Origin of the sequence: Microbacterium sp. BR1 (assembly GCF_002812725.1) — a bacterium.
In the GTDB taxonomy this organism is placed as follows: domain Bacteria; phylum Actinomycetota; class Actinomycetes; order Actinomycetales; family Microbacteriaceae; genus Microbacterium.
Window position 1 is genome coordinate 237993 of the sequence record NZ_NMUN01000009.1, and the last position, 12497, is coordinate 250489.

Below are 12497 nucleotides of genomic sequence, written 5' to 3' on the forward strand. Positions count from 1 at the left end.
CACCGCGTCAGAACATGTTGTACAGCTGGGCGAGGGGCAGGGACTCCGCGGGAGCGGGCGCGACGCGCTCGCCGTCGATCGCGATCTCGAACGTGTCGGGTTCGATGCGGATGTCGGGCAGCAGGTCGTTGTTCTTCATGTCGGCCTTGCCGATGTGCCGGGTCGGCTCCACCGGGGCGAGTCGTCGGCGCAGCCCCAGGGTCTCGGCGAGCCCCTGCTCAAGAGCCGCGGGCGCGACGTAGGTCACCGACAGATCGGCGCCGATCGTGTCGCCGAAGGACGGGCGCATCATGACCGGCTGCGGCGTGGGGATCGAGGCGTTCGGATCCCCGAGCGCCGCCCAGGCGATCGAGCCGCCCTTGACCACGACGGCGGGGCGCACACCGAAGAACTTCGGGTCCCACACGACCAGGTCGGCCATCCGGCCCACCTCGATCGAGCCCACGTCGTACGCGATACCGTGCGCGACCGCCGGGTTGACCGTGTACTTCGCGACATAGCGCCGCGCGCGCTCGTTGTCCGCCGCCATCCCCCCGCCGAGCGGTCCGCGATGGTGCTTCATCACGTGCGCCACCTGCCACGTGCGCGTGATCACCTCGCCGATACGGCCCATCGCCTGCGCGTCGGAGGAGGTGATCGAGAGCGCCCCCATGTCGTGCAGGATGTCCTCTGCGGCGATCGTGGTGGCACGGATGCGCGACTCGGCGAAGGCCAGATCCTCCGGAACCGCGGGGTTCAGGTGGTGGCAGACCATCAGCATGTCCAGGTGCTCCGCGACCGTGTTGACCGTGTGCGGCAGCGTCGGGTTCGTCGAGCCCGGGATCACGTTCGGCAGGCCGGCGATCGACAGGATGTCGGGGGCGTGGCCCCCGCCGGCGCCCTCGACGTGGAAGGCATGGATGGAGCGCCCGCCCATCGCCGCGATCGTCGACTCGACGAAGCCGGCCTCGTTGAGGGAGTCGGAATGGAGCGCGACCTGCAGACCCCAGTCATCCGCCGCCCGCAGCGACGCGTCGATCGCGGCGGGGGTCGAGCCCCAGTCCTCGTGCACCTTGTAGCCGGCCGCGCCCCCGAGCGCCTGCTCCTTCAGCGCCGCCGCCGAGACCGTGTTGCCCTTGCCGAGCAGCAGCACGTTCACGGGCAGGGGGTCCAGGGCGCGGTGCATCGCCTGCAGGTGCCATGCGCCGGGGGTGACCGTCGTGGCCTTCGATCCCTCCGACGGGCCCGTCCCGCCACCCACGATCGTGGTGATGCCGGTCGCGAGCGCCTCGTGGATCTGCGAGGGCGAGAGCAGGTGCACGTGCGAGTCGATCGCGCCCGCCGTGACGATGCGCCCCTCGCCCGCGATCACATCCGTCGACGGGCCGATGGTCATGTCGATCCCATCGCTGATATCCGGGTTGCCGGCGTGACCGATGCCGACGATCCGGCCCTCGCGGATGCCGATGTCGGCGCGGACGATCCCCCACCAGTCGAGGATGATCGCGTTCGTGATGACGGTGTCGAGGGCACCGTCCGCCCTGGTCGTCGTGGCCTGCGCCATCGACTCGCGAATCGACTTGCCGCCCCCGAAGACCGCCTCTTCACCCCCCGCCGTGAGGTCGCGTTCGATCTCGATCCACAGATCGGTGTCGCCGAGACGCACCTGGTCGCCGACCGTGGGACCGTAGATCGCGGCATACCGGGCGCGGTCAATCCAGACCATCGAGCATCTCCTCACCGTCGGCCTTGAGCTGGATGCCGGGAACCCGGCGCGCACCGCGCAGCGCGACGGCATCGAGCTCGCGCGACGCACCGGGCTCGAACCTCTGCGACGTGCCCGACGGAATATCGAGCCGGAAGCCGTGCGCTCGCGCCCGATCGAATCGCAGCCCCGCGTTCGCGTCGGGCAGGTGCAGGTGCGAACCGATCTGAATCGGGCGGTCGCCGGTATTGACGAAGACCAACCGGATGCGTTCGTCGTCCGTCCGATCGCCGTTCAACTCGATCTGCCCCGGACGGATCCGAAAGGCCCCGGGGCCTTCACTCGATGCGGATGCCACGGCATCCCCTTTCGCGGGAGGTCGACTCAGTCGATGGGGTGATGGATGGTGACGAGCTTTCGCCCGTCGGGGAACGTCGCCTCGATCTGCACGTCGGCGATCATCTCGGGAACCCCCGGCATGACCTGCTCCCGGGTCAGGACGCGCCGCCCGGCGTCCATCAGCTCGGCGACCCCTCGGCCTTCCCGCGCCCCCTCGATGACCCAGCACGAGAGCAGCGCCATGGTCTCGGGATGGTTCAGGGCGATGCCGCGGTCGAGCCGGTCGCGCGCGACCATGGCGGCGACCGAGAGCAGGAGCTTCTCGGTCTCGGCTGGCGTGAAGTGCATCGCGTCCCTCCGACGTCGGATCGATGTCAGAAGTGTGTCACAACGCGATGGCGGAGACGACGGAGAAAAGGCCGGAATCACGCCCGCTGGGCCGATGTGCCCTGCAAATACAGGCGTTTTGGCCGGATGAGCTTCCGACGGTTTACACGATCGGAACAATCGAGAAATGTCAGAGTAATGTCACGGTCCCATGCTGACTGCTACCGCAGCAGTCGGCGAGCACCCTCGGCCGACCCAAACCGGCACGCGAAGCCCGCACTATCCGGCCTCGAAACGCACGCACCACCGGTCCACCCCTGCACCACGCCCTGATTCACCGATCAGCACGCACCGTCGTTCCTCGGCACGCCTTCCTTCGGCGTGCCTCGGGACCGTGGCGGCACGACGGCGTTATTCGGCGTGCCCGCAGACGTACCACCCATCCGAGAACGCACCAACCTGCTTCACACAGAAACGGAGATCCACATGATTACGACACGGACCCGACGGGCCCGACGTCTCCTGGCCGTTCCGGCCATGGCGGCGGCCGCGGCCCTCGTGCTCGCCGGTTGCGGCGCACGAGCGGGAGACTCGGAGGCATCCGAGTCCGTCGCCGCCTCCGAGAGTTGCATCGACACCTCGGGCGACACGATCAAACTCGGCTTCCTGAACTCCCTCACGGGCGGCATGGCGATCTCGGAGAAGACCGTCTCGAACGTGCTGCACATGGCCGCGGACGAGATCAACGCCGACGGCGGAATCCTCGGCAAGCAGATCGAGTACATCCAGGAAGACGGCGCCACCGACTGGCCCACCTTCGCCGAGAAGACCGAGAAGCTCCTCACGCAGGACTGCGTCGCGGCGATCTTCGGCGGCTGGACCTCGTCGTCCCGCAAGGCCGTCAAACCTGTCGTCGAAGAGCACAACGGCCTGTTCTTCTACCCCGTGCAGTACGAGGGTCTCGAGGCTTCGCCCAACATCTACTACACCGGCGCGACCACGAACCAGCAGATCCTTCCCGCGATGGACTACCTCGCCTCGCAGGGTGTGAAGACGCTGTTCCTCGCCGGCTCGGACTACGTCTTCCCCCGCACGGCGAACGCCATCATCAAGCTCTACGCGGCCGAGCTCGGCATCGAGATCGTCGGCGAGGAGTACGTGCCGCTCGACAAGGACGACTGGACGACCCAGGTCGCCAAGATCGTCGCGGCCGACCCCGACTTCATCTTCAACACGATCAACGGCTCGTCCAACGTCGGCTTCGTCAAGGCCTACTACGACGCCGGCCTGACCCCCGAGACGACGCCGATCATCTCGGTGTCGATCGCCGAAGAAGAGGCGCCGTCGATGGGCCACGAGGTCACGGGCAACTACGCATCCTGGAACTACTTCCAGTCGATCCAGTCGCCTGCCAATGAGAAGTTCATCGCCGACTGGAAGGCCTACCCGGGCAGTAGTGGAGTGACCTCCGACCCGATGGAAGCCGCGTACATCTCGCTGTACCTGTACAAGGCGCTCGTGGAGGCGGCCGGATCGTTCGAGGTCGACGACGTGAACGCCGCGGCTGCGGCCGGAGGCATCAGCTTCGACGCGCCCGAGGGCACCGTCACCCTGGACGGCGACAACCACCACATCTCCAAGGAAGGCCACATCGGAAAGATCAACGCCGAGAACCAGTTCGACATCGTCTGGTCGTCGGATGGTCCCATCGCACCGGACCCCTTCCTCGAGGAATACGACTGGTTCCCCGAGGACGTCCGCGATGCTCTCGTAGCGGCCGCGGGCTGACCCACCCCTGAGCGTGGGGTCCCGTGCCACCGGTACGGGACCCCACGCCCCAGAACCTCCCCCGAACTTCCCACACAGAGAGAGCGACAGCACGTGGATGCACTCATACCGCCGCTCCTGAACGGCGCCGCGCTCGGTGCGCTGCTGCTGCTCGCAGCGCTCGGGCTCACCCTGACCTTCGGTCAGATGGGGGTGATCAACATGGCGCACGGCGAGTTCATCATGGCGGGCGCCTTCATCGCCTATCTGACCCAGCTGGTCATGACCTCGATCAACCTCTCGATCGTGGTCGCCTTGCCCCTCGCCTTCATCGGCGCGGGGCTGCTCGGACTCCTGCTCGAGATCGGCATCATCCAGTGGATGTACCGACGCCCCCTCGACACCCTCCTCGTCACCGTGGGTGTGAGCCTGATCCTGCAGCAGATCGCGCTGCAGGTCTTCCCCGCGCAGGGGGTGCCCGTCGAAAGCCCCGACTGGCTCGACGGGCAGATCGATGTGTTCGGCTACGGCTGGCCGCTCCGTCAGGTCTTCACGATCCTGCTCGCCGCGCTGTGCCTGGCCGCTCTGGCCGCGTGGCTGAAGTACTCGGCCTTCGGACGCCGGATCCGGGCCACCGTGCAGAACCGCGACCTCGCTGAGACCAGCGGCATCCACACCCGCGCCATCGACCGATTGACCTTCTTCGTCGGCTCGGGCCTCGCCGGCGTCGCGGGGGTTGCCGCCTCGCTCATCGGCGGCACGAACTCTCAGATGGGGACGCAGTACATCATCCCGGCCTTCCTCGTCGTCGTGGCCGGGGGCATCGGCCAGATCAAGGGCACCGTGATCGCCGCGCTGGCGTTCGGCATCGCCCTGTCCTACTTCGCCGATTGGACGACCGGCAGCATGGCGCAGGTGCTCGCCTTCGTCCTGCTCGTCGTCTTCCTGCAATTCCGACCGCAGGGCCTGTTCACGGTCCGCACCCGGGGGCTGACATGACCAAGATCAAACCGTGGCTTCCCCTCATCGGGATCGGCGTGTTCGCCGTCCTGCTGCTGGTCGTCGCACCCGCCGTGCTCTCGACGCACTGGATCAACAACCTCGGAAAGTACTGCTGCTGGGCGATCGCGGCAGTGGGCATCGGCCTCGCCTGGGGCCGAGGCGGAATGCTGGTGCTGGGTCAAGGCGTCTTCTTCGGTCTCGGCGCCTACGCCATGGCGATGCACCTCACCCTCGAGAGCGCGGGTCCCGACAGCCTCCCCGTCTTCATGATCCTGTACGACCCGTCCGCGCCTCTTCCCGCCTTCTGGGAACCGTTCCGCAGCGACGCGTTCACACTCCTCGCCATCGTCCTGCTCCCGGTGATCGTGGCCGGGATCCTCGGCTACGCGTTGTTCAAGCGGCGCATCAAGGGGGCGTACTTCGCGATCCTGTCGCAGGCGCTCGCGGTCGCCCTGGCCGTCCTGATCAGCTCGACGATCCGTGAGACGGGAGGAGACACCGGGCTGAGCGACTTCACCTACTTCTTCGGCTTCGTCCTGGACGACGACGCGAACAAGGTGATGGTCTTCATGATCGCCGCGGCCCTGCTGATCGTGTGCCTGCTGGTGGTGTGGCAGCTGAACCGCAGCCGCTTCGGCGAGCTGCTGATCGCCACGCGCGACGCGGAAGAGCGCGTCCGATTCCTCGGCTACGACCCCGCCAACATCAAGCTGGTCGCTTATGTGGTCGCCGCCGTCATGGCGAGTATCGCCGGAGCGATGTTCGTTCCCATCGTCGGCATCATCACCCCGGCAGAGATCGGCGCTTCCGCCTCCATCCTCATGATCGCCGGTGTGGCGCTCGGGGGACGAGCGTCGCTGTTCGGTCCAGCCCTCGGGGCCATGGCGATCGGCTGGGGGCAATCCAGCCTCGGATCGAGCTGGCCGAGCGGTTGGATCTACATCCTCGGCCTGGTGTTCATCCTGGTGACCCTCTTCCTGCCGATGGGACTGTCCTCGCTCTGGGGAAAGGCGAAGAGTGCGGTGTGGCGCCCACGCCCCGGACCCACCGAGCCCGCGGCCGCGCCGCCCGTCCTCGAAGAGGTGATGAAATGACCCCCACGGATGGTTCGCTCGTCGTCACGGATCTGCGCGTCGAGTTCGACGGATTCGTCGCCGTCGGCGGCGTCTCGTTCGATGCCCACCCCGGCGAGGTCCGGTTCCTCATCGGGCCGAACGGCGCCGGCAAGACGACCTGCATCGACGCCATCACGGGCCTGTCCAAGGGCACCGGTTCCGTCACGCTCGGCGGCCAGGAACTCCTGGGCAAGGCCGTGAACAAGATCGTCCAGCTCGGCGTCGGACGCACCTTCCAGACGGCCAGCGTTTTCGAGCAGCTGACGGTCCTGCAGAACCTCGACATCGCCGCCGGTCTGCACCGCTCGTCGTGGTCGCTCCTTCGGGCCCGCCGCGGCGTCGATCCCGCTATCGAGATGGCGCTGGAAGAGACGGGGCTCCTCGACGAGCGCGAGACGCCCGCCGGCATCCTTTCGCACGGCCAGAAGCAGTGGTTGGAGATCGGGATGATGCTGGTTCAGGATCCCCGCGCGCTGCTTCTCGACGAGCCCGTCGCCGGCATGAGCCAGGACGAGCGGACGGCCACGGGCGAGCTCCTGCAGCGCATCGCGGAGCGCCGAACGGTGCTCGTCGTCGAGCACGACATGGACTTCATGCGCCGTTACGCGTCACGCGTCACGGTGCTGCACCAGGGCAAGGTGCTCTCGGAGGGCAGCGTCGCACAGGTGCAGGCCGATCCGAAGGTGCAGGAGGTCTATCTCGGCACTGCGGCCGCTCCGACGACGACGGGAATGATGGCGGTGGCCGACGGGGCGAGCCCGGCGACGGAGACCACGCCCCACGGAGAGGACGCCTGACATGCTCGAGATGGACGACATCCAGGCCGGCTACGGCCGGACACTCGTGCTGCACGGCGTGACGCTGCCCAGCGCGCAGACGGTCGCGGTACTCGGCCACAACGGCGCGGGCAAGTCGACGCTGCTGCGCGTCGCGATCGGTCTCATCAAGCCGCGCAGCGGCAAGGTGATCTTCGACGGTGCCGACATCACCGCGCTCGCCCCCAACAAGCGGATCGCACGCGGTATGGCGTACGTGCCGCAGGGTCAGCAGTCGTTCACGCAGCTGACGACCATGGAGAACCTGCAGCTCGTGGCCGATGGACGCAAACGCGGCAAGGCGCTCATCGAGCAGCAGCTCGCGCGCTTCCCGGCGCTCGAGAAGTTCGCCACGCGCAAGGCCGGGCTGCTCTCGGGCGGCCAGCGTCAGCAGCTCGCGATCGCCCGGGCGCTCATCACCGAGCCGAAGATGCTGATCCTCGATGAGCCCACCGAGGGCATCCAGCCCACGATCGTCGCCGAGATCGAGCACACGATCATGCAGCTCGCGGGCGAAGGGCTCTCGGTCCTGCTCGTCGAGCAGCACATCGGGTTCGCCCTGGAGGCCGCCGACGAGTACCTGGTCCTGGCCAGCGGCTTCGTGTCGAGCACGGGGAGGGGCGGAGCCTCCGCCGCAGAGGGGGTCCGCGCGGCGATGGCCATCTGAGCATCGGAGAGAAGAACGTGATCGAGGGCGATCCGGGCGCAATACGGCTGTAACACGTGACCCGCCACAATGAGCCCCACGCGTGAGGCGCAAGGAGTTGCGACGGTGACCAGTGCAGACAACGCGCGGGCGGCGGCCGAGGACAGCCTCGAGGACTACGCCTTCCGGTACGTGCCCCGCACGTTCCGGCGGTGGAGCGCCGGAGCCGTGGGGGTGACCGCGCTCGGCTCCATCGCGTTCCTCGCCGACTTCTCCATCGGCGCCAGCATCGGGATCGAGCACGGCACGATCAACGCCGTGCTCGGCATCCTGCTCGCGTCCGTCACCATCTTCATCGTCGGCGTACCGATCGCCTACTACGCGGCGCGATACAACCTCGACCTCGACCTGATCGCGCGGGGGTCGGGGTTCGGCTACTACGGCTCATCGATCACGACCGTCATCTTCGCCGTCTTCACGTGCATCTTCTTCGCGCTCGAGGGCGCGATCATGGCGCAGGGCCTGCAGGTCGCCACCGGCATCCCCCTGCCCATCGGCTATCTCATCTCGACCGTCGTCGTCATCCCGATCGTGATCTACGGCATGCGCGCGCTCGAGCGCCTGCAGTTCTGGACGACGCCTCTCTGGCTCGCCCTCGCTCTGCTTCCCCTCCTGTGGGTGATAGTCTCGGACCCCGGAGCCGTGCAGGCATTCGTGTCGTTCACCGGCAATTCGGACGGGGACCTGCACTTCGGCGCCATCGTCGCCAGCGCGGCCGTGTGCTTCGCCCTCACCCCCCAGCTGGCCGAGCAGATCGACGTGATCCGGGCCATGCCGCCACGCACGCGCCAGAACCGACGTTCCTGGTGGACATCCCTGCTGTTCGCGGGACCCGGATGGGTTCTCTTCAGCGGAATCAAACAGGTGGTGGGGGTCTTCCTCGCCGTCTACCTGTTCACCCGCATCGATCCCGACCTCGGCACGCGGGCCACCGAACCGGTGCGGCAGTTCGTCGGACTCTACGCATCGATCATGCCCGAATGGCTCGCGATCGGGCTCGCTCTGATCCTCGTCGTCATCGCGCAGGTGAAGATCAACGTGACGAACGCGTATTCCGGCTCGCTGGCGTGGTCGAACGTCTACACCCGTCTGACGAAGACCTATCCCGGCCGGTCGGTCTTCATGTATTTCAACCTGGCGATCGCGCTGGCGCTGATGTGGATGGATGTCTTCAGCCTGATCTCGTTCGTCCTCAGCCTCTACGCCAACGTCGTCATGGCGTGGCTGGTGACGATCGCGGCGGACATCGTGATCAACAAGCACCTCCTGCGCATCTCGCCGAAGTACCCCGAATTCCGCCGCGGAATGCTCTTCGACTGGAACCCGGTCGGCCTCGTTTCGGTGGGGCTGGCATCCGTGCTGTCGTTGACGGCCTTCGCCGGCGCGTTCGGTGCGGACATGCGGTCGTACTCCGTCCTGATCGCGATAGGCGTGGCCATGATCACGACGCCCGTCATGGCACTGGCGACACGGGGTCGCTTCTACCTGCGTCGTCAGACCGACGGCATCGCATCGCCCATCCTCGACGCGGACGGAAACCCATCCGGTGAGCGACTGCGCTGCCATGTCACCGGCTACACGTTCGAGCGCCCGGATATGCTGGCCTCGGCGGAACGCGGACCGCACGGGGAGACGCAGTACGTCTCGTCGCTGGCACTGACACTCGACGACTCCGACCGTTACGTCCTACCGCCGGAGCCGGCATCGGCACCGGCGCGACCGAAGGTCTCCGCCGAAAGCATCGGGGCGACGGGACGACACTCCGGGAGGGGAAGAGGACAATGATGGCGGAGACGGTGGACACACCGACCGCGATCCTCGCGAGCGCTGCCGCGTCGTTGCGCGAGAACACCTTCGACGACATCTCTTACCGCGCCCTCGGCGACGCCGTCGGCGTCTCGGAGCGCACGATCTATCGCCAATTCCCGACGCGCTCGCACCTTCTCGAGAGCCTGGCTCAGTGGATCGAAGAGACCGAGTTCCCTCTCCCGGCCTTCGTCACGATCCCGCAGTTCCAGGCGGCGGTGCGGGCCCGTTTCGGCCAGTTCGATGCCTCCCCCGCGTTCGCCTTCGTGTGCGCTCGCGCCGCCTCGATCTCTCCCACGGGCGATCCCGAACCGACATTCCTGACCCGCACCGTCGAGGCGATGTTGCAGACCACCTATCCGAGCGTCGACGCCCGCGACCTCCGCCGCGTCGCTGCCACGCTGCGATACTTCTCGTCCGCGCAGTTCTGGGCACGCATGCGCACCGGGTTCGACATGGGTGCTTCCGAGACCTCGGATGTCTTCGACCGCACGGTCGGGCAGACGCTCGGTCGGCTCCCGTCCGTCACGCGGACCGCCAGCTGATGTCGCGGGCGGAACGGGCGGGGGCGCCATGACGACCGCTTCCGACGAGGCATCCCCCGGCGCGGACCTCAATCGGACACAGGAGGCGATCCTCTCCGCCTACGCGGAGCTCATCGAGGAGCTCGGCACGGACGACGTCTCGTTCCGCCTCATCGCGCGCCGCGCGGGAGTCGGCGAGCGCACCGTGTTCCGCAACTACGCCACGCGCGTGGACCTCCTCCTGGCGACGGCCGCGTGGATCGAGCGCAGTATCTTCACGCGGGAGGAGTCGGAGTCGGTCTTCGACACCCCCCTGTCGATCCGTGAGGCCATGGAGGCATACGACAAGCGTCCGGAGCTCACGCACGTGGTCGCCGAGACGACGATGCGGGGCGTCAGCGGCGCGGCGCCGACCCCGCGCCGCCAGCGACTCGAGCAGCTGCTCCGCGCGGAGGTGCCAACGCTGGATGACGCGGATCGCCGGGCGATCGTCGCAGCCCTCTCGCACATCGATTCCGCGGCGACGTGGGTCACCCTCCGCCGCGAACTCGGGATGAACCGCCGCGACATCGCCGACGCCGCCGCCTGGGCAGCCGAAGCGGTGCTCGACCCCATCCGCGGGCGCGTCGGCTGAGGCGTGGTCACGACGCCGCACGGTCACGACGCCGCGCGGGCGCCCCGAACCGCTCAGCCCAGCGCGATGAGCAGCGACAGCACCGCGAGGACGATCACGACGGGCACCATCGTGTACCGCTCCGGCTTGCTTCGAGAGATCGCATTCGCCGCGATTCCGAGCACGAAATACCCGAAGATCACCCACATCGCGACCTCGGAGAACGAATCGGGAAAGACGTCGATCGTCCCGACCCTGTCCCACGCGATCACCGCGATCAGCGCGTAGACGAGAATCGACACAACGCTGCCGATCCTCAGGCCGACGGGAAGAACGCGGTGCTGGCCGCCCCACGCGAAGTGCCCCCAGGGTGCGCCGACAGCGAGAGCGAGCTGGAAGCCCGTGAGACCGACGAGCACGACGGTGAGGATGATCGCGTAGAGCACAACTCACCGTAGCGGGCTCAGCATCCGGAGCATCAGCCTTCGAGCGATCCCAGCGTGGCGGCCACGAGCGGGCGCCTCGTCCCCGAGCGGCACGACGAAACGCTCGTCGTCGAGGCTATGACACCGCGGTTCGGGTGCTCCCTTCGACGGGCTCGGGGAGCGTGGATTCGGCTCAGGGAGCGGCGACGGGAAAGTCCGGGTAGACGCTCCAGCCCGCCTCGCGCTCCAGCGCCGCGGCGAGCGCGAGCGCCGACAGTCGCGCGTGCTCGAGCCCGAGGGGCGAACGCACATCGATCGCGAGGGGCGGCGGCTCGCCGAACTTCGGGATGTCGACCTCGGCCCACGCTCCCCCGTCGAGCTCGATACGGGGCCGCGCCGAACCCGCGGCGAGCACCGGGCTGTCGACCGCGAGCGAGATCACGGCGAGCGCGTCGAGCTTCGTGACGGCGAGCTGCACGACGAGCGTCGCCACGGCATTCGGGGCCGCCTCGCGAAAATTGGGAAGAGTCATCAAGACCGAGCGTATGCCTGCGCCAGCGACCGCGGGTTCGATGGGAACGGATCGGATGCCCGCGACGTCGATGCGCGACACCGAGTCGACGGGAAGCGCATCCCAACCGTCCTGATCGACACCCGTCGTCGCAACGACGAACGCTCCGGATGCCGCGCGCACGACGCGCAACGTGTTGTAGTCCGGGCCGTGCCCCGGGGGCAGCAGGTCGGGCGTGAACCCGCGCTCCGCGAAAGCGGGCAGCGGGGTCGCCGCACGGCCTGCCGAGTGCACGACGAACAGGCCGGAATCGTCGAGCAGGAACGCGTTCAGACAGGCATCGGGGTAGACCGCGCGCACCTCGTTGACCGCCGCCGCGATCGCCGTGAGCCGAGCGGATTCGTCGGGACCCGCCGCGCGCAGGTGCCGGCGGACGACCGCGAAGTACACCTCGCTGTCGGTGGTGCCGACGAGTTGCGCGACATCCGCGGGTGCCAACAGGCCCAGCCCCCGGTCGCGCGGCGCGAGTAGTCCGTTGTGCTGGAACGCGAGCCCATCGCGGACGAACGGCTGCGTGTTCTCAGGCAGGGCGGGCGATCCCTTGCTCGCGAAGCGCAGGTACACGATCCGCGCGACGCTGGCCGCGGCCCCATCGAGGTTGCCCGGCTCGAACGCCTCGACGCCGCCCGCGCTCCCGACCCCGCCACCGGCATCGATCCATGCACTGCCCCACCCGTCTGCGTGCAGGCGCGCGAGGTCCGCAAACGCATCGAGCACCCCCTCGTCCCAAGCCTCGCGCGGTGTCAGCGGGCGATCGGCGACGTAGGCCAGCATCCGGGACATCCGGCGCTCCTCTTTATGTG

At 67.9% G+C, this 12497-nt stretch carries 13 protein-coding genes; 8 read left to right on the plus strand and 5 right to left on the minus strand.

Annotation, left to right across the window (positions count from 1 at the left end):
* Positions 1 to 7 precede the first annotated feature (7 nt).
* Genes CGU35_RS15315 through CGU35_RS15325 form a run of 3 tightly spaced genes read right to left on the minus strand, consistent with a single transcriptional unit; the run spans position 8 to position 2371 of the window.
* A complete protein-coding gene (locus CGU35_RS15315; protein WP_100812335.1) occupies positions 8 to 1705 on the minus strand; it encodes an urease subunit alpha in 1698 nt (565 codons plus the stop codon).
* A complete protein-coding gene (gene ureB, locus CGU35_RS15320; RefSeq protein WP_100812336.1) occupies positions 1692 to 2042 on the minus strand; it encodes an urease subunit beta in 351 nt (116 codons plus the stop codon). The genes CGU35_RS15315 and ureB overlap by 14 nt, the downstream gene beginning before the upstream one ends.
* A 26-nt stretch (positions 2043 to 2068) precedes the next feature.
* On the minus strand, positions 2069 to 2371 hold the full coding sequence (locus CGU35_RS15325) for an urease subunit gamma (RefSeq protein ID WP_100812337.1): 303 nt from the start codon (positions 2369 to 2371) through the stop codon (positions 2069 to 2071).
* Positions 2372 to 2836: 465 nt separating this feature from the next.
* Here CGU35_RS15325 and urtA point away from each other — a divergent pair, with 465 nt between their 5' ends.
* The 8 genes from urtA (at position 2837) to CGU35_RS15365 (ending at position 10719) form a co-directional block, all read left to right on the plus strand.
* Positions 2837 to 4138 (plus strand): urea ABC transporter substrate-binding protein, encoded by a 1302-nt coding sequence (gene urtA / locus CGU35_RS15330; RefSeq protein WP_100812338.1) that lies wholly within the window; start codon positions 2837 to 2839, stop codon positions 4136 to 4138.
* 93 nt (positions 4139 to 4231) lie between these two features.
* Entirely contained in the window at positions 4232 to 5116 is an 885-nt protein-coding gene (gene urtB, locus CGU35_RS15335; RefSeq protein WP_100812339.1) for an urea ABC transporter permease subunit UrtB, read from the plus strand.
* Positions 5113 to 6213, plus strand: coding sequence for an urea ABC transporter permease subunit UrtC (urtC, locus tag CGU35_RS15340; protein ID WP_100812340.1), 1101 nt, complete (start codon positions 5113 to 5115; stop codon positions 6211 to 6213). Before urtB ends, urtC begins: the two co-directional genes overlap by 4 nt.
* Positions 6210 to 7031 carry an urea ABC transporter ATP-binding protein UrtD gene (gene urtD / locus CGU35_RS15345; protein WP_100812341.1) on the plus strand — a complete coding sequence of 274 codons (822 nt, stop codon included), beginning with the start codon at positions 6210 to 6212 and terminating at the stop codon, positions 7029 to 7031. The genes urtC and urtD overlap by 4 nt, the downstream gene beginning before the upstream one ends.
* A 1-nt stretch (position 7032) precedes the next feature.
* Complete coding sequence (locus tag CGU35_RS15350) at positions 7033 to 7716, plus strand: ATP-binding cassette domain-containing protein (protein WP_100812342.1); 684 nt, start codon at positions 7033 to 7035, stop codon at positions 7714 to 7716.
* Between the two features lie 69 nt (positions 7717 to 7785).
* The gene (locus tag CGU35_RS15355; RefSeq protein ID WP_374935781.1) at positions 7786 to 9540 is read left to right on the plus strand and encodes a purine-cytosine permease family protein; all 1755 of its coding nucleotides are present in this window, start codon (positions 7786 to 7788) and stop codon (positions 9538 to 9540) included.
* On the plus strand, positions 9540 to 10106 hold the full coding sequence (locus CGU35_RS15360; RefSeq protein ID WP_100812343.1) for a TetR/AcrR family transcriptional regulator: 567 nt from the start codon (positions 9540 to 9542) through the stop codon (positions 10104 to 10106). Before CGU35_RS15355 ends, CGU35_RS15360 begins: the two co-directional genes overlap by 1 nt.
* 28 nt (positions 10107 to 10134) lie before the next feature.
* Complete coding sequence (locus tag CGU35_RS15365; RefSeq protein ID WP_100812344.1) at positions 10135 to 10719, plus strand: TetR/AcrR family transcriptional regulator; 585 nt, start codon at positions 10135 to 10137, stop codon at positions 10717 to 10719.
* Between the two features lie 53 nt (positions 10720 to 10772).
* Here the strand turns inward: CGU35_RS15365 and CGU35_RS15370 are convergent, their stop codons facing one another.
* Positions 10773 to 11144 carry a hypothetical protein gene (locus CGU35_RS15370; RefSeq protein WP_100812345.1) on the minus strand — a complete coding sequence of 124 codons (372 nt, stop codon included), beginning with the start codon at positions 11142 to 11144 and terminating at the stop codon, positions 10773 to 10775.
* A gap of 172 nt (positions 11145 to 11316) precedes the next feature.
* On the minus strand, positions 11317 to 12477 hold the full coding sequence (locus CGU35_RS15375; RefSeq protein WP_181003462.1) for a class II glutamine amidotransferase: 1161 nt from the start codon (positions 12475 to 12477) through the stop codon (positions 11317 to 11319).
* Positions 12478 to 12497: the final 20 nt, after the last annotated feature.

Excerpts from the sequence above, each read along its gene's own strand:
- urtC (WP_100812340.1), top strand. The coding sequence starts at position 5,113 with ATGACCAAGATCAAACCGTGGCTTCCCCTCATCGGGATCGGCGTGTTC.
- CGU35_RS15315 (WP_100812335.1), bottom strand. The coding sequence starts at position 1,705 with ATGGTCTGGATTGACCGCGCCCGGTATGCCGCGATCTACGGTCCCACG.
- CGU35_RS15360 (WP_100812343.1), top strand. The coding sequence starts at position 9,540 with ATGGCGGAGACGGTGGACACACCGACCGCGATCCTCGCGAGCGCTGCC.
- CGU35_RS15325 (WP_100812337.1), bottom strand. The coding sequence starts at position 2,371 with ATGCACTTCACGCCAGCCGAGACCGAGAAGCTCCTGCTCTCGGTCGCC.
- CGU35_RS15350 (WP_100812342.1), top strand. The coding sequence starts at position 7,033 with ATGCTCGAGATGGACGACATCCAGGCCGGCTACGGCCGGACACTCGTG.
- urtA (WP_100812338.1), top strand. The coding sequence starts at position 2,837 with ATGATTACGACACGGACCCGACGGGCCCGACGTCTCCTGGCCGTTCCG.
- CGU35_RS15355 (WP_374935781.1), top strand. The coding sequence starts at position 7,786 with ATGAGCCCCACGCGTGAGGCGCAAGGAGTTGCGACGGTGACCAGTGCA.
- CGU35_RS15375 (WP_181003462.1), bottom strand. The coding sequence starts at position 12,477 with ATGTCCCGGATGCTGGCCTACGTCGCCGATCGCCCGCTGACACCGCGC.
- CGU35_RS15365 (WP_100812344.1), top strand. The coding sequence starts at position 10,135 with ATGACGACCGCTTCCGACGAGGCATCCCCCGGCGCGGACCTCAATCGG.
- urtD (WP_100812341.1), top strand. The coding sequence starts at position 6,210 with ATGACCCCCACGGATGGTTCGCTCGTCGTCACGGATCTGCGCGTCGAG.